Source organism: Kitasatospora sp. NPDC040550 (assembly GCF_055594965.1).
Map to the genome: position 1 here is coordinate 198,159 of NZ_JBVIWC010000002.1, position 25,570 is coordinate 223,728.

Here is a 25,570-nt window from a genome sequence, read left to right on the forward strand (position 1 = left end):
CCCTGGGCTTGTTTTGTGGGGGTGTGGGGGGTTCTAAAATTCCCCCCCCCCCCGGTGTGGTGGCCCCCCCGCCTCTCGCGCGTTCCTGGGCCGCCCCGCGTCTCCGATCGACCACCCGTTCGAGTGGTTTCGGCTCGGCCGCTCCCTGTCCGGCTCCCCCTGCCCGTCGCGTTGTCAGTGACCCTCGCTACGTTCCTCGCATCGCTGGTCAGCGGGGCGATCCGAACGACGTTCCCCGGTGGGAGGAGTACGGCTGTGGCATGGGTGGAAACGGGCGCGGGAGGGTACCGCGTCGCGCTCGACGGAGAGGGCCGGGTGGTGTGCCGCAACGCGGCGGGCCGCCCCCTCAAGTCCGTCCCGTCGAAGCTCGGTGACGACCCGGTGGTCGCCCAGCTCAAGCAACTCGCCGAATGGCTCGCCGCGCACGAGCGGAGCTGCCAGGAGGACGTCGAGCGGTGGATGGTGCGCTCGCTGCCGGTCCCCGCCGCCGTACTCGCCGCCGTCTGGCCCGACGAGGCCTGGCAGTCCGTCCTGCGGGACGTCGTGGTCACCGGCGCGGACGGCGCCGTGGCGGGCTTCCTGCGCGACGCCGACGCCGAGCGCGGCCTCGGCCTGGTCGACCTCGACGGCGACACCGTGCGCCTCACCGACGGCGAGGTCCTGATACCCCACCCGGTGCTCCTCCCGGACCTCGACGACCTGCGCGAGTTCGCCGTCGAACTCGGCGTCACCCAGCGCGTCCAGCAGCTCTACCGCGAGGTCTGGCACCGCCCCGAGGAGCCGGCCGCGGGCACCGAGGTCCACACCTTCGCTGGCGGCCGCTACCGCGAACTGCGCGAGCTGGTCGGGCGCTGCACCCGGCTCGGCTGCCGGGTCCGCGGCGGCTCCGCCGTCCAGCCGATCACCGAGGGCGGCCGCACCGTCGAGGCCCGGGTCTGGGTCGGCGACTACTACGAGTACGACGCCTGCGAGACGGGCGCGCTCAGCTGGGCCGGCCCCGACGGCCGGTCCCTGCCGCTCGCCGAGGTCGGGCCGGTCGCCTGGTCCGAGGGCATGAGGATGGCCGCCGCGCTCCACGCGGGCCGCACGATCGAAGGGGAGGACGCCGCATGACCACCGGCCAGATGACCACCACCGGCCCGTACCGGGGCGCCGTGGCGCCCGAGGCGCTGCTCGACGCCGGCGCCGTCCTGCCACCCGGCACCCTGGCCGACGCCGGCCGCCCCGACAGCGCCGCCGACGTGCTGACCGCGCGCGGCTACACCCACCCCGCCCTGGACGGCCGCCAGATCGTCCGGCTGGTCCCCGGCGCGCTCGGCCCCGCCGAGGACCTCGCCCTGGACTTCCTCGGCCTCACCCCCGAGGGCGCGCCCGCCGAGGTCGGTCAGGTCCGCCAGGAGGCGCTCGGCTTCCCGGCCTGGGCACTCGTCCACGACCCGGCCAACGGGCACCACGCGCTCGCCCTGGTCAAGGAGCTGGAGCGGCTGGCCCGCCAGGCCCGGTCCAAGCCCGGCGCCGCCAAGGACGGCTTCGACGAACTCGCCACCCGCCTCGGCCGCGCCGTCCCGCACTTCCTGCCCACCTTCTGCGAGGAGGTCGGCCGGATCTTCCTCACCCACGGCAACCAGACCTACGCCGCCGCCTGGTTCGGCAAGGCCCGCGAGGCCGAGCGCACCCACAACCTGGCCGTCGACGAGGAGCGGCTGCGCGCCGTCTTCCTGGAGTTCGCGCTGGCCGGCGCGCTCACCGTCAAGTCGCTGCGCCAGTACGTCAAGGAGCTCGCCCGCCGGCTCGACCCGCAGACCGCCTGGCTGCGCTTCCGCCAGCTGTGCACCGAGCGCTCCGCGGCCGGCATGGCCCCGTACGCCGGGGTCGCCGAGGACGCCCGCGCGCTGATCCGGGCCGCCGGGCTGGACCGCGCCGAGCACGAACGGGCGCTGCTCGCCGAGCTGTTGGAGTCCCCGGCGGTCAACCGGGCGCCCGCCGCGTTCTGGAAGTCCTGGCACGGCGCCCTGGTCGAGCTCGGCAGCGGCGACGCCGCGGTCCGCACCCGCCTGCTGGAACTGCTGCCCGACTCGGCCGCCGGCGGCACCGACGCCGCCGCGCAGGACGCCGCCTGGCTGGCCGTCCTCGCCGCCACCGGCGCCGAGGAACTGCTCACCGGCCCGCGCGCCGAGGGCGCCGAGCCCGCCGCCGAGTGGCTGCGGCGCTGGTGCAACCACCTCGGCCGCGGCTGGCGCAACCGGCCCGGCTGCCCGGCCACCCTCGCACTGACCGGCCGGATGGTCGAGCGGCTGCGCGCCGACGCCGTCCCGGTCGACCTCTTCACCGGCATCAGCGGCAGCCTCACCCGGATCGACCTGCTGGAGCTCCTGCTGGCCGAGGGCGTCCCGGTGGCCGACCCGCCGGCCGGCCTGGGCTTCGACCTGCGCGAGTGGGTCACCCAGAGCGGCCCGGCCGCGACCGGCGCTGCGACCGTTGCGGCCGGTGCGACTACTGCGACGGGTGCGACCGGTGCGGTCGGTGGCTCGCTCGCCGCCGTCGCCGCCGACGCACGCTTCCGGCCGCTGCTGCGCCGCTCCGCCCCGGGCGCCTGGGCGCAGGCCGTCGAACACCGCGCCGCCGCCCTCCCGCTGCTGAACGAGCTGTTCCGGGAGTGGGCCGAGGAGCGCGCCGAGGAACTCACCGCCGTCCGCGGCCTGGCCGGCGCCGTCGACCTGGTCCGCTCGCTGACCCCGCACCGCACCGCCATCCGCACGGTCGCCCCGGCCGCCGCCGAGAAGATCGCCGCCCTCGACGTCGCCGGGCTGCTCGCCGACGCCCTCGCCGCCGGAATCCTGGACGAACTCGGCTGGCCCGCCCTGGAAGAGGCCCTCGGCAAGCTCGCCGACCCGCCCGCCGCCGACGCCCTCCCCGACACCGCCCCCGGCCACCGCCGCCGCGGCCTGAACGACCTGGTCATCGAGGACGCCTGGCCGTACCTCGTCCTCGCCCGCCACGACCGGGCCCTCGTGGTCGGCCCGGACGGCATCCTGCTGGAGCACACCCTGCGGCTGCCCCCGCTGCCGGGCGTGCGCAACCGGCCCCGGCTGCGCCTGGTCGACGGCGAACTCCTCGTCGTCTGGTACGAGGGCAACGCGCAGAAGGCCTACTGGTCCGGCCGACCGGACCAGACCTTCGAACTGACCGGCCGCACCATCGCCGGCTACTACTACGGCGAACGCCACCCGGACGACACCTCCCTCCCGCTGCCCGGCGGCGGCCGCACCACCGGCGCCCGCCCGCTGCACCCCGGCGACACCCGGCTGCCCGAGGAACACCCCGTCCTCGGCGACGGCACCGGGTACTGGACGCTGCGCCACGCCCCGGACGGCACCCCGGTCCTGCGCGAACTCGACCCGGCCACCGGCACCCTGGGCCGGGCCGCCGAACCGCCGGTGATCGCCGCCACCGCCGCGGCCGGCCGGCTCGTCATCGGCAGCACCGGCCTGCTGCCGCTGCAGCCCGGCCTGGAGGACACCCCGCTGGGCACCGACGGCACCGTGCTCGGCAGCTGGGTCCGGCACGACCCCGGACGCGCCGTCACCACCTTCACCGCCGACGGGCAGCGCATCGTCCTGCCGCTGGACGACCGCACCGACACCCACGTCCTCCCGGTCGGCCGGCTCGCCCTGCCCGGCGCGCCGGGCCCGGTGGTCAGCCGCACCGGCGAGTTCCTCGACCTCGGCCTGCCCGACCTCGCCGACCGCTCCGACCGCACCGCCGACCTGCGCTCCTGCCGGGCGGGCGAGCTCTCCGCCGCCGGCACCGCACTCGTCCCGCCGTACGACCACTGGCACTCCCTGCGGCCCCGTGACGAGGCGGGCTCCCGGGTGCTGCGCGCCCTGACCGCCGAGCAGGCCGCCCGGCTGGTCGACCTCGCCTGGCCGGTCGACGCCGAGCCCGTCCCGGCGGACGAGCAGCGCTGGGTCACCGTCCAGGGCGTACGGCGCCCGCTCGCCCAGCGCGGCGAGGCCCGCAACAGCCTGCCGGTCGAGGCCGTCGGCGCCGCCCTGCCCGGGATCACCCACCCGCTGCTGCTGGCCGGCGTCGCCGGGTTCGCCCGCACCGCCGCCGACCTGCTCGACCGGATCGCCCGGTTCCTCCCGCAGCCGGAGGCCGAGCGGCCCAGCACGGCCGAGGCCGCCGAGTGGCGCCCCGACCACGGGCGCGACCACCAGCTGCGGGACGCCGTCAGCGCCGTCCTGCCCGGGACCCCGGGCCTGGGCAACAGCTGGGGCACCACCGAGCAGTACTGGGTGCTCAACAACCTGCGCGCCGTCACCGCCGCGCTCGCGGCCCCGACCACCGTGGAGGGCGACGGCTGGACCACCCAGGGCACCGTCACCCTGCAGGGCGGCGAGGCCCACCACGGCTGGCGGAACCTGCTCGGCCGGGTGGACGTCCTCGCCCACGCCATCGCCAACCCGCTCACCCCGCCGGCGCACCGCTCCACCCTGGTCCTGCTGCTCGACGAGCTCACCAAGGGCCCGCTCGCCGACCGCGGCGCCACCCTGCGCGAGGTCGTCCTCGCCGAGACCGACGAGCGCGCCAAGGGCCGGCGGCCGGAGGCCTACCGCCAGGGCGAGGTGCTCCGGCACGGCGACCGCACCGTGGTGATCCTCGACTACCGCCACCAGCAGGAGGACGGGACGGCGCACTGGCGGGCCGTCGACCACGACCCGAGCGGCGAGTTCGGCCCCGTCGCCCACTTCACCACCCTCGAGGAGCGCCGCACCGAGGAGCGGGTGAACACCGCCTGGACCGAGAAGTTCCGGCGGGTCGCCGCCCTGCGCGGCAGCGTCCCCTGGCAGCCCGAGCACGCCGCCGCCTTCGCCGAGCTCACCGGCATCGGCACCGCCCGCGCCACCCTGCTGCTCTGCCCGCCCCCCGGCCTCCTGCACTGGGGCACCGTCGAGGTGCCCGCCGAACACGGCCTCAAGACCGCCGAGGTCAGGGCCGCCCAGGCCTGGCTGCGCGGCCACGACCACCACGCCGTCGCCGAGGTCTGGGGCGCCCTGCTGCCCCACGACGACCCGAAGCGACTGTGGACGGAAGGCCCCGACACCGCCGCCGGGGCCGCGGCCTGGATCCGGCACTTCGGACGCCTCGTCACCCTCCCCGAGGACGCCCTGGCCGGCGTCCAGGGCGTGCCCATCGGCACCATCGAGGAACTGCTCAACCCCGGCCGGACACCGTGGCTCACCCGCACCACCGGCTACCGGCTGACCACCGGCAGCCGGGCCGCACTCCAACTGGAGCCCGCGGACGCGACCGCCGTCCCCGGCCCCGGCACCCTCCCGGGCGCGATCGACGCCCTGCGCTGGCTCGGCTACCACCTGCCCGCCGACAGCCCGCTGCGCCCGCTGCTGCCCACGGCCGCCGCCGCGCTGCGCACCCGCCTCGCCGACCCCGAACTGCTGCTCGGATTCGGCCTGGTCAGCACCACCCAGGGCACCTCGGTGTCGACCGTCCTGCGCGAACACTTCGGCCTGCCCGCTGAGGGCGGAGCCGACCCGGACGGCCTGGTCCGCTGCGGTCCCGCCGTCGTCCTCAGCCCCTACCGCACCGAGTACGAGCAGATCTGGCTGCGCCCCGCCGGCCTCACCGGCCCGGACGACCCGCTGATCGACCTGCTCATCGGGCTGACCGACGGCTACTGGTCCGGCGCCGACCTGGCCGCCGTCCGGTCCGTCCTGGGCGGCGAACCGGAACGCCTGGCCGCGAGCGCCGCAGCCGTGCCGGCCGCCGACGAGGGCCCGGCCTGGCTGCAGAACCCGCAGCTCAGCGCCCCCGAGCTGGTTGCCGAGGCGGCCCGCACCCACGGCCTGGGCGAGGACGCGGCCGCGCTCTACCTCCAACTGCTCGCCCTGCCCGACCCGACGGACCGCAACGCCGCCCGCTGGACGGGCTGGAAGCCCGCCCGGCTCAAGCGCGCCCGCGCCGAACTCGCTGCCGGCGCACTGGTGCTGGAGGCCAAGCGGGCCCGGGCCGGCCGCAGCCTCTTCCTGCCCGGCGGCTGGCAGGAGGCCAAGACCCCCGCCCTGCCGGTGGAGACCTGGAAGGCGGGCCTGTACCAACTGTCCACCCACCGGCCGGTGCTGCCGCACCTGCCCGTGCCCGAACTGTTCGCCCGCGCCTGGCAGCGCACCCTCGACGGCGACGCCCCCGGCTACGAAGAGCTCCAGACCAGCAAGCGCAGGAAGGCCCGCCGATGAGCGCCACCGAGATCATCACCACCGACTCCCCGGTTCGGCAGATCGTCCCGCCCGAGGAGAAGCACGCCGCCGAACTGGAGTTCCTCGCCGCCCACGACAACGGCCCGCGCCCGCCCGGCTGGCGCCTCACCCCGCGCGCCGTGGTCACCTTCGTCATGGGCAGCGGCGGCGAGAAGCTCAAGGCCGGGCGCCGCAGCCTGGCCGTCGAGCCCAAGTTCGTCGGCGAGCGCGCCCTGGTCGAACGCTGCGTCGTCACCCTCGCCGGGGAGCGCGGCCTGCTCCTCGTCGGCGAACCCGGCACCGCCAAGTCCATGCTCTCCGAACTGCTCGCCGCCGCCGTCTGCGGGACCAGCGCGCTCACCGTCCAGGGCACCGCCGGCACCACCGAGGACCAGCTCAAGTACGGCTGGAACTACGCCCTGCTGCTCGCCAAGGGCCCCAGCCGCGAAGCCCTCGTCCCCTCCCCGGTGCTCACCGCGATGACCACCGGGGCCGTCGCCCGGGTCGAGGAGGTCACCCGCTGCCTGCCCGAGGTGCAGGACGCCCTGGTCTCCCTGCTCTCCGAACGGCGCATCGCCGTACCCGAGTTGGCCGGCACCCCGGACGGCCAGCTGCACGCCGCGGCCGGCTTCACCCTGATCGCCACCGCCAACCTGCGGGACAAGGGCGTCAGCGAGATGTCCGCCGCCCTCAAGCGGCGGTTCAACTTCGAGACGGTCGGCCCGATCGGCAGCCTGGCCGCCGAGGTCGAGCTGGTCCGCCGCCAGTCCACCGGCGCCGTCGCCCGGGCCGGCGCCGGCTACGCCGTCGACGACGCCGTCCTGGAGGCCCTGGTCACTGCCTTCCGCGACCTGCGCACCGGCCGCTCCACCGAGGGCTGGGAGGTCGAGCGCCCCTCCACGGTGATGAGCACCGCCGAAGCCGTGTCCGTCGCCACCGCGCTCGGCGTCACGGCCGCCTACCTGCCCGACGGCGGCGACCTGCTCGGCCGGCTCCCCGGCCAACTCCTCGGCGTGGTCCGCAAGGACGACCCGGCGGACGCGGCCCGGCTGCTCGGCTACTGGGACGGCCCGGTCCGCCGCCGGGCCGAACAGGGCGCCGCCACCTGGCGCACCCTGTGGGACGCCCGCCCGGCGCTGGAGGCCTGACGATGACGAGCAGCGCGGTGAGGACCACCACCCCGGCCGGCCCGGCGGCGGTCCGCCCCGGGGTCGGCCCCGGCCCCGACTCCGGTGCTGAACTCGGCCCCGGCCCCGGCAGCGGCAGCGGCACCGGCCCCGGCACCGACCTCGCGGTCCGCGCCGAGACGGACCGGCTGGCCGGCTCCGGCACCGACCGTCCCGGGCCCTACCTGATCGGCGTGCGCCACCACGCGCCCTCCCTCAGTGCGGTCCTCCCCGCGCTGCTCGACGCGGCCCGGCCCGAGGCCGTCCTGGTCGAACTGCCCGCCGAGTTCCAGCCCTGGCTCGACCACCTCGCCGACGAGGCCACCGAGGCCCCCGTCGCCCTCGCCGCCGCCCCGGCCGGCGGTGGCGACGCGGGCGCAGCCCCCGGCGGGCTCGCCTTCTACCCCTTCGCCGACTTCTCCCCAGAACTCGTCGCCCTGCGCTGGGCCCGGCGCAACGGCGTCGAAGCCATCGCCTGCGACCTCCCGCTCGCCCACCGCACCGGGCCCACCGACCCGCGCGCCCGCCGCCCGGCAGGCGGCCCCGACACCCCCGGCGTGGCCGACGCGCTGCGCCACCGCCTCACCGGCCGCGCCACCGACGACGACCTCTGGGACCGCCTCGTCGAGACCGCCGCCCCCGGCTCCGGCCCGGAGGCCGTCCGGCGCGCCGCCCTCCTGGTCGGCTGGGCCCTGCGCCACGACGCCGAGACCGGCCCCGGCGTCGACCCGTACGACCTGCGCCGCGAAGCCTGGATGCGCGCCCGCATCCGGGCCGCCTCGGCGGGCGGACGCCGGACCGCCGTGGTCGTCGGCGCCTTCCACGCCCCCGCCCTGCTCGACGGACCCACCGCCCCCGAGGAGCCGCCCCGCCCCGACGAACCCGGGCACGTGCTCTCCCTCATCCCGTACACCTACCCGCTGCTCGACGCCCGCTCCGGCTACCCGGCCGGCATCCGCGACCCCGAATGGCAGCACACCGTCCTCGACGCCGGCGGCGACCCCGAGCGCCTCGGCGAGGCGCTCACCGTCACCGCCGTCCGGATCTGCGCCGCCCTGCGCACCCAGGACCACCCCTCCGGCCCCGCCGACGCCCGCGAGATCGTCCGCCTGGCCGGCGACCTCGCCCGGCTGCGCGGCCACGCCGCCCCCGGCCGCGGCGAACTCGTCGAAGCGGTACAGTCCGTGCTCGCCCAGGGCGAGCCCCTCGGCCGCGGCCGGGCCGTCGCGCGCGCCCTCGAACAGGTCCTGGTCGGCACCCGCACCGGGCGCCCCACCCCCGCCGCCCCGCGCAGCGGCCTCGGCCCCGCCGTCGAAACCCTCCTCGCCGACCTGGGCCTCCCCGGCCCGACCGACCCGGGCCCGCGCGAACTGCGCCTCGACCCGCTGCGCAGCCCCCTCGACCGCCGCCGCGAGATCCTCCTCCACCGCCTCACCGCCTGCGGCGTCCCCTACGCCGACCCCGTCCCCACCACCGGCCCCGGCGGCACCGAAACCCTCGGCACCCGCTGGCGCCTGCACTGGACCCCCACCGTCAACGCCCTCCTCACCGTCGCCGGCACCCGCGGCGTCACCCCCGCCCAAGCCGCCGAGGGCGCCCTCCGCGGCCGCCTCACTGACGACCCCACCCCGCGCGAGATCATCGACGGCCTCACCGCCGCCGCCTCCTGCGCCCTCCCCACCCTCACCGCCACCCTCCTCACCCGACTCACCACCACCCTCCCCAGCACTGCCACCCTCCCCGACCTCCTCGCCGCCCTCACCCTCCTCGACCGCCTCACGGCCGGGCACTTCCCCGTCACCCCCGCAGCCACAGCTCCCGGGGACGGACTCGCCGACCCCACCCCGCCGGCCCCGCCGTCCGGCGCGGACACCGCCGCGCCCTCCCCGGCCTCGCGGCCCGGCGGCCTCGCCGGACCTGACTCCCACGGGGTTGCCCGTGCGGCTGTCGGGGCGATGGGCGGCTCGGATGGTGGGGGCTCGCCTGCTGCTCCGGACCTCCTCGCGGGGGCGACCCCGTCCGAAGGGTCGGGCGGCCCCACCGCCCGTCCCGTGGTTTCGCCCGCCAATGCGGCTGGTGCGGGCCGTGCGCCGGAGGCCTCGGCTGCCGGGGCTGACGGTCGGCCGCTCCCCGGCCTGCCGTTTCGGGCGGCGACGGAGCTGTTGACCGCTGTGGCGGTGCGGCAGGTGGCGGGGTTGGGGGGTTCGGACGATCCCGCGGATGCGCGGGCGTTGGTGGAGCTGGTGCGGCGGGCGGATCGGCTGGGCGGGGTGCGGTTGGGGTACGCGCTGGGGGAACTCGCCGAGCGGGGGAGTCCGTTGGTGCGGGGTGCGGCCGGGGCGGTGCGGGTGCTGCTCGGGCAGGAATCCGCGGAGGTGTTCGGCGGGCGGGCCGCGTCCTGGGTGGACGGGGCGACCGACGTGCGGGCGCGGCAGGTGCTCGGGCGGTTGCTGGTCGGGTTGTTGACGGCCGCCGAGGGGCTGTTCGACAGCGCGCCCGAGGCGCTCGAACCGGTGCTGGAACGGGTCGGTTCGCTCTCGGACGCCGCCTTCCTGGACCGGCTGCCCGCGCTGCGCGGCGGCTTCGACACGCTCAGCCCGGCCGCCCGTGACCGGCTGCTGAGCTCCGTCGAGGACCGCCTGGGCACCCGCCTCGCGGCGCTGCCGGAGCAGACCGACCCCGCCCTGGTGGCCCGTTGGGTCCGCGCGGACCTGGCGGCCCGCCGGGTGCTCGCCGGGAGGGGCCTGCTGCCGGCCGCTCCCCGGATCGCCGATCCGGCGCCTGCGCCGGGGCCCGCACCGGCGGCCGACCCGGTGCCAGGCCCGGTGCCAGGCCCGGCGCCGGCCCTGCCGCCCGGCCCCGGGCACGTCCTCACGCCCGCCGAGCGCTGGCGCCTGCTGCTGGGCCGCCCGGGCACGGGCGGCCTGTCCGGCCGCAGCGCCCGACTCGCCACCGCGCTGGACGAGTTGTACGGCACCGGCCACGGCGAGGGCTCCGGTCCGGGCCTGGACGACCGGGGTGGCCGGGGCGGCAGCAGGGGCGGCCGCGAGGCACCGTTCCCCGGAGTGCGGGAGTGGGCCGAGGAGTTGGAGGCCCTGTTCGGTCCGGGCGTCCGGGAGGAGGTCCTGGCGGCCGCCGTCGCCCAGGGCCGTACGGACGTGCTGGAGGCGATCGACCCGTCCGCCGTCCGCCCGTCGGTGGACCTGCTGCGTGCGGTGCTGGACCACGCGGGCGGTCTGCCCGAGGCCCGGGTGGCCAAGCTGCGTCCGCTGGTGCGCCGCATGGTGGACGAGTTGAGCCGCGAGCTGGCGACCCGGCTGCGCCCGGCGCTGACCGGGATCAGCGTGCCGCGCCCGTCGCGGCGCCCTGGTGGCGGGCTGGACCTCCACCGGACGATCCGGGCGAACCTGGCCACGGCCCGCCCCGGCCCGGACGGTTCGGGCACCGTGATCGTGCCGGAGCGCCCGGTGTTCCGGACCAGGGCGCGGCAGGCCAACGACTGGCGGCTGATCCTGGTGGTGGACGTGTCGGGGTCGATGGAGGCGTCCACGGTCTGGGCGGCGCTCACCGCCTCGATCCTGGCCGGGGTGCCCTCCTTGAGCACCCACTTCGTGGCCTTCTCCACCGAGGTCCTCGACCTGACGGAGCGGGTGGCGGATCCGTTGAGCCTGTTGCTGGAGGTGAGCGTCGGTGGCGGCACCAGCATCGCGACCGGTCTGCGCTACGCCCGGGAGCTGGTGACGGTGCCGTCGCGGACGCTGATCGCGGTGGTCAGCGACTTCGAGGAGGGCGGCCCGGTCAACGCGTTGGTCGCCGAGACCCGGGCCCTGGTGGACTCCGGCGTGCACCTGCTGGGCTGCGCGGCGCTGGACGACTCCGGGACGGCCCGCTATTCGAAGGCGGTCGCCGGCCAACTGGTCGCGGCCGGGATGCCGGTGGCGGCGCTGAGCCCGCTGGAACTGGCCCGCTGGGTGGGGGAGAAGGTGCGATGAACGCCACGATACGGACGGAACAGGCTTCACAGACCGGGAGCAGCTGGCCGGCGGTCCGGCCGGAGGTGGTCGCCGAGGTGGTGTCGGGACTGAGCGCCCGCCTGCAGAAGCGGTTGGACGGCGCGGCGGCGAAGCTCACCGAGCGGCCGCTCAGCCGGGAGGGCGACGAGTGGCGGGTGCAGGTGGACGAGGAGGTCGTGCTCGTCCTGCACGCCCCGGGCGGGGTGGTGGCCGGCCCGTCGGACGTCCGGTGCGGCTGCCTGCTCGCCCCGGCCTGCGTCCACCGGGCCGCCGCCGTCAGCCTCTGCCCGCTGGCGGAGGCCGACGATCCGGGCGTCGGAACCGCACCGGCAGAGGGGCCGGGCGCACCGGCCGCGGCCGCCAATCCGGCCGAGTCCGGACTCGAGCCCGAGCCCGAGCCCGAACCCGGACCCGGACTCGAACCCGAGCCCGAACCCGTCGCCCTCACCCCGGCCGAACGCGCCGCCGCCCGACACCTCCACCGCGCCGCCTGCGCGCTGCTGGCCGCCGGGGTGAGCGGAGCGGGCGCGGTCGCCCAGGCGGAGTTGCTGCGGGCCGGCCACGGGGCGCGGGTCGCGGGGCTGTACCGCCCGGCAGCGGCGGCGGTCGCGGTGGTGACCGGGATCCGGGCGGCGCGTTCCGGTGCGCCCGACCACCGTCTGGCGGACCTGGTGGCGGGCCTGCGCGAGCTGCTCGGCCTCACCACCGCCCTGACCACCCTGAGCACTGTGACCGCTGTGACCGCCGTGACCGTCCCGGCCGGCACCCCCACCCCGCTCGCCGCCCTGCGCGGGACCGCCCGCCAGGCCTACGCCGAGGAGGGCGGCCTGCGGCTGTACGGGCTGTTCGCCGAGCCGGTGCTGACCGCGACCCATGCGGGTGCGGTCAGTTGGGCGGTGGACGCGGGTGGCCGGCTCAGCACGATCGCCGAGGTGACGCCGCACGGCGATGTCACGACCGCCGCCCCACTGGCCGTCGGGGCGGGCAACCGGACGGTCCGGCTGGGCGATGCGGCGCTGAGCCACCGCGAGTTCAGTCGTACCGGGCTGGCCGTCCAGGGCGCGACCAGGTCCACCGGCGGGCGGCTGGGCGCGGGCGCCTCGGTACGGGCGGTCCGCGCGGCGGGCGCGGCCTGGACGGCGGAGCCGGTGGCCCGGCTCTGGGCCGAGCCGCCCGCCGCCCAGGTGGCCCGGGCCCTGGCGGCGCAGGAACTGCCGTACGGGAGCCGCCCGGCGGGGAGCGACCTGTTGTTCCTGGACGTCGTCCTGCTGGGCACGGCCCCGACCGGTCCGGGCGGGGTGCTCCAGCTGCTCGCCCGTCCGGTCGGAAGCGGCACGGTGGTCGCGCTGCGCCCGGGGCACGAGCACCCCGATCTGGCTTTCCGGGCCAATCTGGCCCTGCTCGCCACGGCCCCTGGCCTTCGGCTGCGGCTGATCGGACGGCTGGAGCGCGCCGACCGTCCGGAACTGCGGGTGCTGGCGATCGGCACGCCCTGGGGAGGCTCCGACCGGGCCGGCCGCGCCCGCCTCGCCCTGCCCGCCGACCGGGCGGACCGGGTCAACCTCGGCCTGGAACGGCTGCAGACCGCTGACCTGCCCGCTGACCTGCCTGTCGTCCCAGCTGCCGACCTGCCCACCGATCTGCCCGCCGATCTGCCCACCGAGCCGCCGCCCGGCCCGCCGGTGCACGTGCTCGGCCGCCGGGTGGAGCAGACCATCACCACCGGCCGGTCCGCCCTGGCGCCGAGCGCGGCCACGGCGGCGGCGGACCGGACCCTGCTGCGGGCGTCGGGGCTGGCGACCGCCGCCGAGCTGTTGGACGGCCTGCGGGCGGCTGCCGCGGACCAGCGGCGCGACGTGTTCGGCCGGATCGTCGCGGACGACCACGACGCCTTCGCCACCGCCTGGCTGGCGGCCGCCGACTACACCGAGGCGCTGGCGACCGCGCTCTGCTCCGCCGCCTGGGGCGGCGAGCAGGACGGCCGGGAGGAGGGCCGGGAGAACAGCCGGGAGGACGGGGCGGAGCTGTGAGCCGAATTATTTGCAGAGACCGATAATCGGCGCCGAATGGCATACTTGTACGAGAGGGGACAGCTCAGGACGCACAGGTGAACGTGAAGGGAAGGCGAGCCATGGCCATCCGCGACGACGCGGCCGAGGTCCGGGCCGGTGGCTGGCGGACGCTCGCCGCCCTGCACGGGCTGATCGACGCCGCGCTGGAGAAGGCGCTCCAGGCGGAGCACAAGCTCTCGGTGGTGGAGTACACGGTGCTGGAGGCGCTCTCCCGGCAGGACGGCTGGCACATGCGGATGCAGCAGCTGGCCCGTGCGGCGGCGCTGAGCAGCAGCGCCACCACCCGGCTGGTGAGCCGCCTGGAGGACCGTGGCCTGCTCAGCCGCTACCTCTGCGCGGACGACCGGCGCGGCATCTACACCGAGCTGACCTCCGAGGGCCGCGCCCTGCTGGAGACCGCCCGCCCGGTGCACGACGCCACCCTGGAGGCGACCCTGGCCCAAGCCGCGGAACTCCCCGAGCTGGCCCCGCTGGTCGACGCCCTCGCCGAGCTCACCCCGACGAAGGCGTGACCCCGGGCACGGCGTGAGCCTGGCCCAGGTGTGACCCTGGCCCAGGCGTGACCCCGGCGGCGGCAGCCGCCGCCGCGGGTCAGCTCCTCACCGCCGCCCGACGGCCAGCGCGTCCCGGTGCACCCGGTCGAGCAGGGCGAGCAGCAGCTCCTTGCTGGACGCCCGCTCCCGGACGTCGCACAGCACCACCGGCACCTCCGGTCCGAGGTCGAGGGCGCGGCGGACGTCCTCCGGGGTGGCCTCGCGGCGGCCGTGGAAGCAGTTGACCCCGATGGCGAAGGGGATTCCGCGCTGCTCGAAGAAGTCCACGGCGGCGAAGCTGGATTCGAGCCGCCGGGTGTCGGCGAGGATGATCGCGCCGAGGGCGCCGAGGGCGAGGTCGTCCCACATGAACCAGAAGCGGAACTGCCCGGGCGTACCGAAGAGGTAGAGCACCAGGTCCTCGCGGACGGTGATCCGCCCGAAGTCCATCGCCACCGTGGTGGTGGACTTGCCCTGGACGCCTTCGAGGCTGTCGACCCCGATGCTGGCGCGGGTCATCCGTTCCTCGGTCTGCAGCGGTTCGATCTCGCTGACCGAGCCGACCATGGTGGTCTTCCCGACGCCGAAGCCGCCGGCGACGAGGATCTTGACCGCGCCCGGCACCAGGCTCTGGGTCGTCAATTCGGGTCTCCTGGAGGGGAACTGTGGGGATGCGACGGACGCGGCAGCCGGTCAGAGTCTGCGGACGCCCTCGATCACGGCCTGGATCAGCGAGATGTCCGGTGCCTCGGCGAGCTGGACCGGGGCCCTGGTGAGGATCAGCCGGGCCTCCGCCAGGTCGTCCAGCAGCACCTTGACCACGCTCACCGGCAGGTCCATGGTGGCCGCGATCTCGGCCACGGCCAGCGGGCGTTCGCGGCACAGGTCGAGGATCGCGGCCGGTTCGGGGGTCAACCGGCTGGTGTCGGTGCGCGGGTCGGCGGTGACCACCAGGGTGATCAGCGCGAAGCCGTCACGGACCGGGCCGGTGCGCCCGTTGGTGATCGCGTAGGGGCGGACCAGGTGGCCGGCGTCCTTGTCGTAGAACCAGCCCTCGTCGGCGTCGGCGCTGGTCACGCACCGCCACCCGGGCCGGGCCGGCCCGCGTCGCTGCGCGGCGCCGCGGTGAGGTACTGGCCGACCTGCTTGACCAGCATGTTGATCTCGTAGGCCATCAGTCCGGCGTCCACCTGCTCACTGGTGAGCACGGCGAGCCGGGCGCCCTGTCCGGCGGTGGTGACGAACAGGAACAGCTGGTCCATCTCGACCACGGTCTGCCGGACCCGTCCGCCGTTGAAGCGGTGCCCGGCGCCGCGGGCCAGGCTCTGCAGGCCGGAGGCGACGGCCGAGAGGTGCTCGGCGTCGGCCCGGTCGAGGCCCTGGGAGGTGCCGACCAGCAGTCCGTCCTCGGAGAGGACGATGGCGTGCCGGGTCTCGGGTACCCGCGCCACCAACTGGTCCAGCAGCCAGTTGAGGTCGCGCTGGGGCTCGGTGTGCTGCGTCATCACTGCTGTTCCTTGGCTTCCTGAACGGCGGGGGCTTCCGCGGCGCCCTCGGGGGCGGAAGGTGCGGCCGGGTTGGGGGCGATGGCGGACGCGTCCGGTCCGGTGCCGGTCGCGCGGGCGCTCCGGGTGCCGCGCTGGATGGCGGCCATGGTGGCGCGGGACCGCGCCGGCGAGGGGTCGTCGGCCTCGCCGAACCGGGGGCCGGCCGGGGCGGCGTGGGCCCCGTACGGGGTGGACCGCGCTGACGGCGTGGACGGCGTGGACGGCGGCATCATGGTGCCGGGCGCGTTGGCCTCGCGGAGCTGCTCGGCGAGGCTGGCGTTGCGGACCCGCTGCGGCAGGACGCGCGGGGTGCGCAGTTCGCCGTCCGGGCCGTGCTCCACGCTGTCCTCCTGCGGGCGTTCGTGGGTGGGCGTCGACCGGTCGGCGGGCACCCCGTCGAGACCGCCCGCCGGGTCCACGGCCGCCGAGCCGAAGACGGCCGGGTTGACGGCCGCCGGGTCCGCCTGCGCCCCGCCCGGGAGCGGTCCGTCCACGTGCCCTGGGGCCGCGCCGGCTCCCGCGTCGAGCTGCGCGGCGAGTTCCGCCGACGGCCCGGTCGGCAGGTCGTACGGGCGCGGCATCACGGGCCGGGGGACCACCACGGCCCCGGGCAGCCCGGGGATCTCGGCACCGGCCGGCAGTCCGGCGTTGTCGAGGACGGGCCCGCCGCCCTCACCGTCCGGCCGCGCGAACCCCTGCGGCCCGAAGCCCTGCTGGCCGAACTCCTGCTGGCCGAACTCTTGCTGGCCGAACTCCTGCGGTCCGAACTCCTGTCGCGCGAGCAGCTCACCGACGATCACTCCGTCGTCGGCCCCACTGCCCGCCCCGCCGCCGGTCGGCTCCGTCGGCACCGCCGGGGAACCGACTCCACCGACTCCACCGGCCCCACCGGTCCCGCCGACTCCACCAGCCTCGTCGACCCCGCCCGGCGTGCCGCCGGTCAGGCCGTCGAGCACCCCCGCCAGCGCGCCGGACAGCTCGTCGTCGACCACGCCGAAGTCGCCGTCGGACGGCCGCGGTTCGGGTGCCGGGGTGCGGGTGACCCGCGCGCCGGAGGGCAGACCGGGCACCGCGGCCGGCTGCTCGGCCTGCTCCAGCAGTGCCGAGGGCACCAGCACCACGGCCCGGGTGCCGCCGTAGGGCGAGGGCCGCAGGGTGACCTGGATGTCGTGCCTGGCCGCGAGCCGGGCGACGACGAACAGGCCGAGCCGCAGGTCGTCGCCGAGTGCGGAGACGTCCAGCTCGGGCGGGTTGGCCAGGTACTCGTTGAGCCGCTCGTACTCCTCCTCGGTCATGCCGAGGCCGCGGTCCTCGACCTCGACCGCCAGGCCCTTGGGGACCTCCTGGGCCGAGACCTGCACCTGGGTGTACGGCGGGGAGAAGGTGGTGCCGTTCTCGATCAGCTCGGCGATCAGGTGGATCACATCGGCGACGGCCTGCCCGCTGAGCGAGGCGCGCGGCACGCCCTGCACGACGACCCGGGCGTAGTTCTCGGTCTCGGAGACGGCGCTGCGCAGCACGTTGACCACGGGCACGGCGTTGCGCCAGCGCCGGGCGGGCAGCGCGCCGCCGAGGATGACCAGGTTCTCGGCGTTGCGCCGCATCCGGGTGGCCAGGTGGTCGACGGCGAACAGTTCGCGCAGCAGCTCGGGTTCCTCGTGCTCGCGCTCCAGCGCGTCGAGCATGCTGATCTGCCGGTGGATCAGGATCTGGGTGCGGCGTGCGATGTTGAGGAAGACCTTCTTCGTCCCCTCGCGGCCCTGGGCCTGGTGGACGATGGCGGCGACGGCGGCCTGCCGGACGGCGGCCAGTCCGTCGGAGGTCTGCTGGACCTCGTCGCCGACCCGCCGGGACGGCGCCCAGGTGGGCGGGGTGGGCACCGGTTCCCCGGCGCGCAGCCGGCCGACGATCTCGGGGATCTCGTGCTGGGCGAGCGCGAAGGTGTCGCCGCGCAGTCCGGTGAGCCGGGCGGACAGCGACCGGGCGACCCGGACGCCGCGGACCAGGCTGACCAGCAGCACCAGGGCGACGGCGGCGGTGCCGGCCAGCAGTGCGGTGCGGTTCGCGGTGTCGCGCAGCAGGTAGGCGGCGTAGCCCCAGGCGGCGGCGAGGCCCAGGCTGGGGACCAGCACGAGGGCGAGGAGCGAGCTGCGGAGGGAGCCGGACCGGCCGGCGCGGTGGCCCGTGCGGGGGGCCGATATGCCTGGCATCTGATTCCTTGTTGCAGGGCCGAGTTGCAGGCCGGGTCTCGGGGCCGGACGGTGGGTCGGCCCGAGCTGTCCGGACCGGGCGTCGGGGCGCCGAGGCCCGGGGTCGCCGGACGGGGTGACGCGGTGTCACCGTCCGTGCGGGTGCGGCTCGGCCGCCGACGGCAGGAAACCTATCAGTCCCAGGTGGCCTCATCGCAACATCAACTGACGATATGTGAACCGATGATGGCAGGAACGACCAGTCCCGATCGGAGCGTTCGCCGACGGAACGCCGCAGCTCAGCGCGGTCGGTGCGGAGCGGGAACGACTCCCCGGGAGGCCGGCGGGCCGCTCGGGAAGCCGTCAGGAACAGGTCAAATCGTCGTCATACCGAAAGTTCGCCACCATCCGGGCGGCGGTTGCGCGTCCCGCGCTCCTTCCGCAACCGCCGCCGACTCCCGGACCGCGCCGCCACGGCGATCGGCCCGCCACGGCGATCGGCCCGCCATGGAGTTCCCGCCACGGAGTTCCCGCCGCGGGGTTCAGCCCGCCGCGGAGAGCGGCACCACGCGGCCGCCTCGGACGCCCCGAACCCCGCGCGGGCCGTGCCCGTACAGTTCCTCCGCCGGGGAGATCCCGGCGGCGCGGGCGGCCCCGGAGGCCCCGGACTCCAGCTCGTTGAGCTCGGTCCACGCCCAGCTCGCCAGGTCGGCCAGCTCGGCCGACCACTGCTTGCCGTACGTGCCCGTCGCCACCTGTCCGAGCCGCAGCTTCTGCACGTCCGAGGTGCCGGCCGGGGCGTAGATGTGGGTGGCGTCCCGCAGGTAGCGGATGATGTTGTGCTCCTCCTGGGTGCCGCGCGCCGCGAAGATCTCCATCGCCTGACGTGCCGAGTCCATCGCGTACTCGGTGTTGATCAGCTTGGCGTTCATCAGCTCGGCGTCGCAGGCCTTGCCGTTGTCGAGCAGGTGCGAGGCGTGGTACGCGGCCAACTTGGCCGTCATCAGCCGGGACTGCATCTCGCCGAGCTTGAGGGCGATGCTGTTCAGCTGGTTGATCGGCTTGCCGTAGAGCACCCGCTCCTCGGCGTAGCGCACCGTGTCCTCCACCACGGCGACGTGGATGCCGAGCGCGACGGCGCCCAGGTTCAGCCGGCCGTACAGGGTGGAGGAGGAGTAGGCGACGTCGAGGCCCTGGCCCTCCTCGGCGAGCCGGTTGCCGACCGGGATGCGGCAGTCCTCGAACACGAGCTCGCCGAAGCTGAACCCGTGCAGGCCGCCCTGGGTGCCGATGGTGCCGGTGCGGAAGCCGGGCCGGTCGCTCTCGACCAGGAAGGCGGACAGCCCCTTGCTGCCCCGGTCGGTGCGGAAGACCACGCCGTGGACGTCGCCGATGTGCGAGTTGCCGACGAACACCTTGCGGCCGTTCAGCACGTACTCGTCGCCCTCGCGACGGGCGGTGCCGGCCATGCCGAGCACGTGACCGCCGGACTCGGGCTCGGTGACCGCGATCGTCGGCAGGCACTCCCCGGAGGCGAACTTCGGCAGCCACGCGCGCCGTTGGGCGTCCGAACCGAAGTGGATGACCTTGGCGACGCCGAGCTGGGAGGCCTGCGCCATCGCGCCCATCGCACCGCTGACCCGGGCCAGCTCCTCGACGATCACGGTCTTGGCGAGGTGTCCCAGGCCGAGGCCGCCGAACTCGCGCGGGATCGTGACGCCGATCCAGCCACGGCGGGCGATCTCCCGCGCGAGCTCGAACTCGATCTCCCGGTCCGCCTCCATTCTGGCCACCTGAGGACGCACCTCCTTCTCCGCGAACTCACGCACCTCGGCTCGGAGGCTCTCGTGTCGTTCGTCGGTGAAGTAGTCCATCGCCATGCTTGGTCCTCTCATTCCGGTGGGTGTCGTGCCTCCCGTTCGTGCCGTAGATGCCGCTCCGGCCGCTCCCCCTGAGGGTTCGAGTGGGGGTGTGGAGGTGTGGCGGTGCCGATCGCTTCCAAGCCATCGGTGCATGCGGACCTAGGGGCGGCGCTCCCGTGGGGCCCGGGGAACTACCGTCCGTGTCTTCGGCAGGGCTCATTGTCATATGTGCACATGGGATCCATACATAGTGGATCTTGGAATGGCGGGATTCGGCCCGTCCGCTTCGGGACGGGTTTTGCCAGGGGGTCGGGAGGGGATTGACCTTCCCCCCTTGGGCGGCGCGCCCGTGGTCGCTCACATGCTGCTTTGACTGTCCATCAGCAAGGCTGGTGACCGGTACCGGTAGCACCGCAGCGCCCGGATGTCTGATTACATGTGCGCCATGACTGATGTGATGAGCACTCAAGGCCAGTTCCCGAGTGCTGCCGGGGACTCCGAGCGGACCCGCAGGCTGCGCAGCCTGGGTCTCAACGAACCCTCCGCCGACGAGGCCTTCGACCGCTTCGCCCACCTGGCAGCCAGCATCACCCGCGCTCCCATCGCGATGGTCAACTTCATCAACGACGAGCGCCAGATGTTCCGGGGGCTCTACATTCCGCCAAATTCCTCCGAACTGGCGGCTGAAGAAGGCGCGTCCTGGGCGGATCGGGGCATCGCCTTCGACCTTCCCACCCGACAGATGCCGTTGAGTCACGGTTTCTGCCCGCACGTGGTCGCCCAGCGCTCGCCCCTCGCGCTGGACGACATCCTCGCCTACCCCCGGTTCGCCGGTAACCCGGTCGTGGACGAACTCGGCGTCCGGGCCTACCTCGGCGCCCCGCTCGTGGACGACACCAACACCGTCATCGGCACCGTCTGCGTCCTCGACCGGGAACCCCGGCAGTGGGGACGCGAGCGGCTGCGCGACATCCAGCACCTCGCCGAGGCGCTGCTCTCCGAGATCCGGCTGCGCGACAACCTGCTCGCCCAGCAGCAGGAGATGTTCGCCGCCTTCGACGGCTCCCCGTTCCCCATCATGCTGACCGACGGCCCCGGCCAGGAGATCCGCTACGCCAACGCCCAGCACGCCGACACCTTCGGCGCCCCGGTGGCGTACGGCTCGATCGGCACCGCCTACCCCCAGCTCGGCGCGGCCGGCCTCCAGCAGGCCGTCGCGGAGGCCTTCCACACCGGACGAGCCACCGTCCTCAACGACGTCCGGATCCAGTCCGGCCGTCCCGAGGCACAGCGCATCCAGCAGATCTTCAGCTTCACCTGCACCCCGCTGCGGACCGCGCGCACCGGCCAGGTCAACGGCGTCCTCACCGTCGGCATGGACGTCACCGCCCAGTCCCGCACCGAGGAGGAACTCGGCACCCTGGCCGCCCTGCTGGTCGACCGGCTCCAGCAGAACGGCGCGGCCACCGCGACCGGCCGACCGGGCATCGCCGGCGGCACCGGACTCGTCCTGCCGAGCTGAGCGGCCGGCCGCCGCTCGTGCGCGGCAGCACGGCGCCCGGGCGCAACCGCCCACCGCACCACCCGCACCGCCCGTTCCACGCGTTCCACCCACCGCGTCACCCGCACCACCCGTTCCACCCGTTCCACCCGTTCCACCCGTTCCACCCGAACCACCCGAACCACCCGTTCCACCGAGCACTGCCCACCACTGTGGCGGGGCGCCTCTCACCCCCGAGGAGAGGCTCCCCGCCACAGTGCCGTTTCCCGGCCGAACGGCGCTTCCGGGCCGAGCGGGTGAACCGTCCGCCACCCCAACCCCGACCGGGCCCCCCGGGGGCCCGCCGGTGGTAGGCATGGGCCGCATGGACTGGATGGACTGGTTCGCCGCCCCCGACTACTGGCTGAGCCGACTGCTCGTCCAACGCCTGCTCGCCGGCCTCTACCTGATCGGATTCCTCAACGCGGCCGCGCAGTTCCGCGCCCTCATCGGCACCGACGGCATGCTCCCGGTGCCCCGCTTCACCGCCCGGGTCCCGTTCCGCCGCTCGCCCGGCCTCTTCCACCTCCACTACAGCGACCGCTTCTTCACCGCCGTCGCCCTGACCGGCGCCGTGCTGGCCGCCGCAGTGGCGGCCGGCCTCGGCGACGCCCTCCCGCTCTGGGCCTCGATCCCGCTGTGGGCGGTGCTCTGGGCCCTCTACCTCTCCATCGTCAACGTCGGACAGACCTGGTACTCCTTCGGCTGGGAGTCGCTGCTGCTCGAAGCGGGCTCGCTCGCCGCCTTCCTCGGCAACGCCGACACCGCCCCGCCCACCCCCGTGCTCTGGCTGATGCGCTGGCTGGTCTTCCGGGTCGAGTTCGGCGCCGGGCTGATCAAACTGCGCGGGGACAGCTGCTGGCGCGACCTGACCTGCCTGCGCTACCACCACGAGACCCAGCCCATGCCCGGACCGCTCAGCTGGTTCTTCCACCACCTCCCCGACCCCCTCCACCGGGTCGAGGTGGCGGCCAACCACGTCGTCCAACTCCTCGTCCCGATCGGCCTGCTGCTCCCGCAGCCCGTCGCGAGCTACGCCGCCTGCGCCGTGATCGCCACCCAGCTGTGGCTGATCGCCTCCGGCAACTTCGCCTGGCTCAACTGGCTGACCGTCGTGCTCACGCTCGCCGCCGTCGAACCGGCCCGCCTCGGCCTGCCCGTCCGCGCCCACACCGCCCCCGGCGCCCCCGTCTGGTACCAGGCGGTGGTCATGGCGGTCACCGCCGCCGTCCTCGTACTCAGCTACTGGCCGGTGCGCAACCTGCTCTCCCGGGGCCAGGCGATGAACCGCTCCTTCAACCGGCTGCACCTCGTCAACACCTACGGCGCCTTCGGCAGCGTCAACCGCCTGCGCCAGGAGGTCGTCGTCGAGGGCACCGACGAGGCCGTCGTCACCCCGCACACCGTCTGGCGCGAGTACGGCTTCAAGGGCAAACCCGGTGACGTGCGCCGCCTCCCGCGCCAGTACGCCCCCTACCACCTGCGCCTGGACTGGCTGATGTGGTTCGCCGGCATCTCGCCCACCTACGCCCGGCCCTGGTTCCTGCCCTTCGTCGCCCGCCTGCTGGCCGGCGACCGGGCCACGCTGCGGCTGCTGCGCCACAACCCCTTCCCCGACGCCCCGCCGACCCACGTCCGGGCGACCCTCTACCTCTACCGGTTCACCGGATGGCGCGAACTGCGGGAAACCGGCGCCTGGTGGCACCGCACCGCGCTCCACGCCTACCTCGCGCCGGTCGACCAGGCCGCCCTCCGCCGGGCCGGTCACCCTCCGCCGCCCGCCCGGCCCGGCCGAAGCCTCCGCACCGTCCCGCTCGACCGGCTCCGACGGCCGGGCCCACCCCGGACGGAGGACCCCGGCCACCCGTCCGGACCAGCCCCCGGCCACCCGGACGGCCCTCCCGAGTAGCGGCCAGGCGGGCGGTACGGCATACGACACCGGCCCGTCCGGCGGTGGGTGCGTGCAAGGCTCGAACGGGCACCCGTATTCTGGGCCTCCACAACCGGCGGCCCGACTCGCACACCCCCCGGTCCCGCCCAAGGGGCCCCGTGCACCCGGTCCGCCGCCCCCTCGCCGTCAGCCCCGCCGTCGTCGCCCAGAACCGGACCTCACATGACAGTGCTTCACTCGCGCAACGCCGACGCAGCCGACCCGGCGGACGTCGCCGACGCCGCAGACGTCAAGGACCCCCAGGACGCCGCTGCGGAGCCCGACCTCCGCGAGGACCTCGGCCGCTACGCCGAACTCGGGGCCTTCACGCTCAGCGCCGACACCCACGCCTGGTACGCGGCCGTCGACACCGTCGCCACCCCCGAGGACGCCCGCGCCGCCTCCACCGCGCTCGCCGAACTCCGCGGCAGCGACCTCCAGCAGACCTGGGAAGCCGTCACCGCGATGGCCGCCGAGGTCAAGCTGGACGAGCCCGACACCGTGGCCAAGACCGCGCTGCTGGTCGAGATGCTCCAGCGGGTCCGCCGCACCTCCGCCACCCTCACCGGCGCCGCGTACGACGCCGACCTCGTCGCCCTCGCCGCCGCCACCGCGGACAGCACCTGGCGCCGCGAGAACGGCGTCAAGCTGTCCTGGCTGCGCGGCCGCTCGCTGCGCAAGCAGGCCGCCGCCCTCGCCCACGACCGCAAGGTCCGCCGCGAGGAACTGCACGACGCGCTCACCTCCGCCGAGATCGAACGCCGCGCCTGGGCCGCCGTCGCCCCCGCCGGAACCCTTCCGCGCGTCCCCACCGACGGCGACCTGGTCGAGCGCACCGCCCAGGCCTTCGAGCCGATCAACACCGGCCTGCGCGGCCTCGCCCGACTGCTGCCCGACCACGACCTCGACGGCCTCGCCTTCATGGAACTGGCCGACCTGGTCGAACGCCTCGCCGCCGACGAGGGCACCCTCTACCGCCTGCCCACCATCCGCGGCCTGCGCGCCACCCTGGAGGAGGCCGGCCTCGCCGACCTGCTCGCCGAACTCACGGCCGCCAAGGCCGACCGCCGCGCCGCCGAGGCCGCGTACGCGGCGCGGCAGGCGCTCGCGGGCGGGCAGCGGGACGGGCTGGCGGGGTCGTCGGTCGCGGAGCCGGTTGCCGAGGAGCCGGTCGTCGAGGAGCCGGTCACCGAGCTTCCCGAGGCCGAGGCTGAGGCCCCGGTCGAGGCCGACGCCTCCACCGACGCCTCCACCGACGCCGACGCCTCGGTGGAGGCTGTGGACGAGCTCCGGACCGAGATGGACGTCGACGCCGAGGCCGAGGCCGTCGAGACGGCGTCCGGCTCGGACCTGGACTTCGTCGAAGCCGAGCCGACTGCGGTGGAGGAGGAGAAGGAGGAGGCTCCGGCCACCGTGGTCTCCCTCCCGGCGCCCTCCCCGGCCGCTGACGACCTGGTGGCCGCCGCCACCGCCGCCCTGGCCGAGGCCGCAGCGGCGGACGAGGCGAAGGCCGAGTCGGTCGACGTCGAGGAGCCTGCCGCAGAGGTCGAGGCCACTGTCGAGCCCGAGGCCGAGGTCGAGGCCGAGTCGGAGGCGATCGCGGAGGCCCCCGTCGAGGCGGCTGAGCCCGAGGTTGTCGAGGTCGAGACCGCAAAGGTCGAGGCCGTCGAGGTCGAGGTGCCCGCCGCCGAGGTCGAGCCCGAGGCCGCCGCCGAGGTCGCGGCCGTCGATGAGCGCGATGTCGAGCCGGAGGCCGTTGTTGCGGCCCCTGAGGTCGAGGCCGAGGTCGTTGAGCCGGTGACCGAGGTCGAGGCCGTCGAGGAGGTCCCGGCCGCAGTGGAGGAGGAGCCCGAGGCTGTTGCCGAGGTGCCCGCCGCCGAGGCCGAGCCCGAGGCCTCCGCCGAGGTCGCGGCCGTCGAGGAGCCGGTTGTCGAGCCGGAGGCCGTTGTTGAGGCCCCTGCCGCAGAGGCAGAGGCAGAGGCAGAGGTCGAGCCGGCCATCGAGCCGGAGTCCGAGGCCGTCGCCGAGGTGACCCCTGCTGTCGAGTCCGAGCCCGAGCCGGCCGTCGCGCCCGAGCCGGAGCCCGAGGTCGAGCCCGTCGCCGAGGCGGCCGCCGGCCGTCCTGCGAAGCCGGACGTCACCCCCGGCCGCCCCGTGACCGCCTACTCGGCGGACGAACTGCTCGCCGTCGTCCGCTGGATCGACGGTGACGGCACCGGGCGGAGCGACGAGGAGCTGCTCCGTGCGGCGATGAAGGAGCTGGGCTTCGCCCGCCTCGGCCCCCGGATCAAGGAGGCGCTGGGCGCAGCCGTCGCCGCCGCGCGCGGCTGACGTCCGGGCGGCAGCCGGACACGGGACAGGGGACGGGGGGGGGGGGGGGGCCGGGGACCGTCCCCTCTTTGTGGTGTTGTTGAAGGGAAGGCAGGCAGACCTTTGGGTGGGAGAGAAAACAGCCCAACCC

14 protein-coding genes are annotated in these 25,570 nt (G+C 75.4%); 9 read left to right on the forward strand and 5 right to left on the reverse strand.

Annotated features, from left to right (window positions below):
* Positions 1–255 precede the first annotated feature (255 nt).
* The 6 genes from ACZ58X_RS03685 (at position 256) to ACZ58X_RS03710 (ending at position 14,020) form a co-directional block, all read left to right on the forward strand.
* Positions 256–1,113, forward strand: coding sequence for a DUF4132 domain-containing protein (locus tag ACZ58X_RS03685; protein ID WP_470332048.1), 858 nt, complete (start codon positions 256–258; stop codon positions 1,111–1,113).
* Positions 1,110–6,257 (forward strand): hypothetical protein, encoded by a 5,148-nt coding sequence (locus ACZ58X_RS03690; protein ID WP_470332049.1) that lies wholly within the window; start codon positions 1,110–1,112, stop codon positions 6,255–6,257. The genes ACZ58X_RS03685 and ACZ58X_RS03690 overlap by 4 nt, the downstream gene beginning before the upstream one ends.
* Complete coding sequence (locus tag ACZ58X_RS03695; RefSeq protein ID WP_470332050.1) at positions 6,254–7,405, forward strand: ATP-binding protein; 1,152 nt, start codon at positions 6,254–6,256, stop codon at positions 7,403–7,405. The genes ACZ58X_RS03690 and ACZ58X_RS03695 overlap by 4 nt, the downstream gene beginning before the upstream one ends.
* A 2-nt stretch (positions 7,406–7,407) precedes the next feature.
* Entirely contained in the window at positions 7,408–11,415 is a 4,008-nt protein-coding gene (locus ACZ58X_RS03700) for a vWA domain-containing protein (protein WP_470332051.1), read from the forward strand.
* The gene (locus tag ACZ58X_RS03705; RefSeq protein ID WP_470332052.1) at positions 11,412–13,466 is read left to right on the forward strand and encodes a hypothetical protein; all 2,055 of its coding nucleotides are present in this window, start codon (positions 11,412–11,414) and stop codon (positions 13,464–13,466) included. The genes ACZ58X_RS03700 and ACZ58X_RS03705 overlap by 4 nt, the downstream gene beginning before the upstream one ends.
* Positions 13,467–13,567: 101 nt before the next feature.
* Positions 13,568–14,020, forward strand: coding sequence for a MarR family winged helix-turn-helix transcriptional regulator (locus ACZ58X_RS03710; RefSeq protein WP_470332053.1), 453 nt, complete (start codon positions 13,568–13,570; stop codon positions 14,018–14,020).
* A gap of 87 nt (positions 14,021–14,107) precedes the next feature.
* Here the strand turns inward: ACZ58X_RS03710 and ACZ58X_RS03715 are convergent, their stop codons facing one another.
* From ACZ58X_RS03715 to ACZ58X_RS03735, 5 genes are all read right to left on the reverse strand, one after another.
* Positions 14,108–14,683 carry a GTP-binding protein gene (locus ACZ58X_RS03715; RefSeq protein ID WP_360240302.1) on the reverse strand — a complete coding sequence of 192 codons (576 nt, stop codon included), beginning with the start codon at positions 14,681–14,683 and terminating at the stop codon, positions 14,108–14,110.
* 51 nt (positions 14,684–14,734) lie between these two features.
* Positions 14,735–15,118: a DUF742 domain-containing protein gene (locus ACZ58X_RS03720; protein WP_207813170.1), complete on the reverse strand. Its 384-nt coding sequence runs from the start codon at positions 15,116–15,118 to the stop codon at positions 14,735–14,737.
* Positions 15,115–15,546 (reverse strand): roadblock/LC7 domain-containing protein, encoded by a 432-nt coding sequence (locus ACZ58X_RS03725; RefSeq protein ID WP_470332054.1) that lies wholly within the window; start codon positions 15,544–15,546, stop codon positions 15,115–15,117. Before ACZ58X_RS03725 ends, ACZ58X_RS03720 begins: the two co-directional genes overlap by 4 nt.
* Positions 15,546–17,798, reverse strand: a complete 2,253-nt coding sequence (locus ACZ58X_RS03730) for a sensor histidine kinase (protein WP_470332055.1) — start codon at positions 17,796–17,798, stop codon at positions 15,546–15,548. Before ACZ58X_RS03730 ends, ACZ58X_RS03725 begins: the two co-directional genes overlap by 1 nt.
* A gap of 521 nt (positions 17,799–18,319) precedes the next feature.
* Positions 18,320–19,657, reverse strand: coding sequence for an acyl-CoA dehydrogenase family protein (locus ACZ58X_RS03735; RefSeq protein WP_470332056.1), 1,338 nt, complete (start codon positions 19,655–19,657; stop codon positions 18,320–18,322).
* Positions 19,658–20,084: 427 nt separating this feature from the next.
* Between ACZ58X_RS03735 and ACZ58X_RS03740 the strand changes: the two genes are divergently transcribed.
* The 3 genes from ACZ58X_RS03740 (at position 20,085) to ACZ58X_RS03750 (ending at position 25,440) form a co-directional block, all read left to right on the forward strand.
* Positions 20,085–21,161 (forward strand): GAF domain-containing protein, encoded by a 1,077-nt coding sequence (locus ACZ58X_RS03740; RefSeq protein ID WP_470332057.1) that lies wholly within the window; start codon positions 20,085–20,087, stop codon positions 21,159–21,161.
* Positions 21,162–21,513: 352 nt separating this feature from the next.
* Positions 21,514–23,088, forward strand: coding sequence for a lipase maturation factor family protein (locus ACZ58X_RS03745; RefSeq protein ID WP_470332326.1), 1,575 nt, complete (start codon positions 21,514–21,516; stop codon positions 23,086–23,088).
* 204 nt (positions 23,089–23,292) lie between these two features.
* A complete protein-coding gene (locus ACZ58X_RS03750) occupies positions 23,293–25,440 on the forward strand; it encodes a hypothetical protein (RefSeq protein ID WP_470332058.1) in 2,148 nt (715 codons plus the stop codon).
* The last annotated feature ends 130 nt before the right edge of the window (positions 25,441–25,570 follow it).

Coding starts and splice junctions, on each gene's coding strand:
- ACZ58X_RS03705 (WP_470332052.1), top strand. CDS start 11,412: ATGAACGCCACGATACGGACGGAACAGGCTTCACAGACCGGGAGCAGC.
- ACZ58X_RS03745 (WP_470332326.1), top strand. CDS start 21,514: ATGGACTGGTTCGCCGCCCCCGACTACTGGCTGAGCCGACTGCTCGTC.
- ACZ58X_RS03695 (WP_470332050.1), top strand. CDS start 6,254: ATGAGCGCCACCGAGATCATCACCACCGACTCCCCGGTTCGGCAGATC.
- ACZ58X_RS03740 (WP_470332057.1), top strand. CDS start 20,085: ATGACTGATGTGATGAGCACTCAAGGCCAGTTCCCGAGTGCTGCCGGG.
- ACZ58X_RS03690 (WP_470332049.1), top strand. CDS start 1,110: ATGACCACCGGCCAGATGACCACCACCGGCCCGTACCGGGGCGCCGTG.
- ACZ58X_RS03730 (WP_470332055.1), bottom strand. CDS start 17,798: ATGCCAGGCATATCGGCCCCCCGCACGGGCCACCGCGCCGGCCGGTCC.
- ACZ58X_RS03735 (WP_470332056.1), bottom strand. CDS start 19,657: ATGGCGATGGACTACTTCACCGACGAACGACACGAGAGCCTCCGAGCC.
- ACZ58X_RS03750 (WP_470332058.1), top strand. CDS start 23,293: ATGACAGTGCTTCACTCGCGCAACGCCGACGCAGCCGACCCGGCGGAC.
- ACZ58X_RS03700 (WP_470332051.1), top strand. CDS start 7,408: ATGACGAGCAGCGCGGTGAGGACCACCACCCCGGCCGGCCCGGCGGCG.
- ACZ58X_RS03710 (WP_470332053.1), top strand. CDS start 13,568: ATGGCCATCCGCGACGACGCGGCCGAGGTCCGGGCCGGTGGCTGGCGG.
- ACZ58X_RS03725 (WP_470332054.1), bottom strand. CDS start 15,546: ATGACGCAGCACACCGAGCCCCAGCGCGACCTCAACTGGCTGCTGGAC.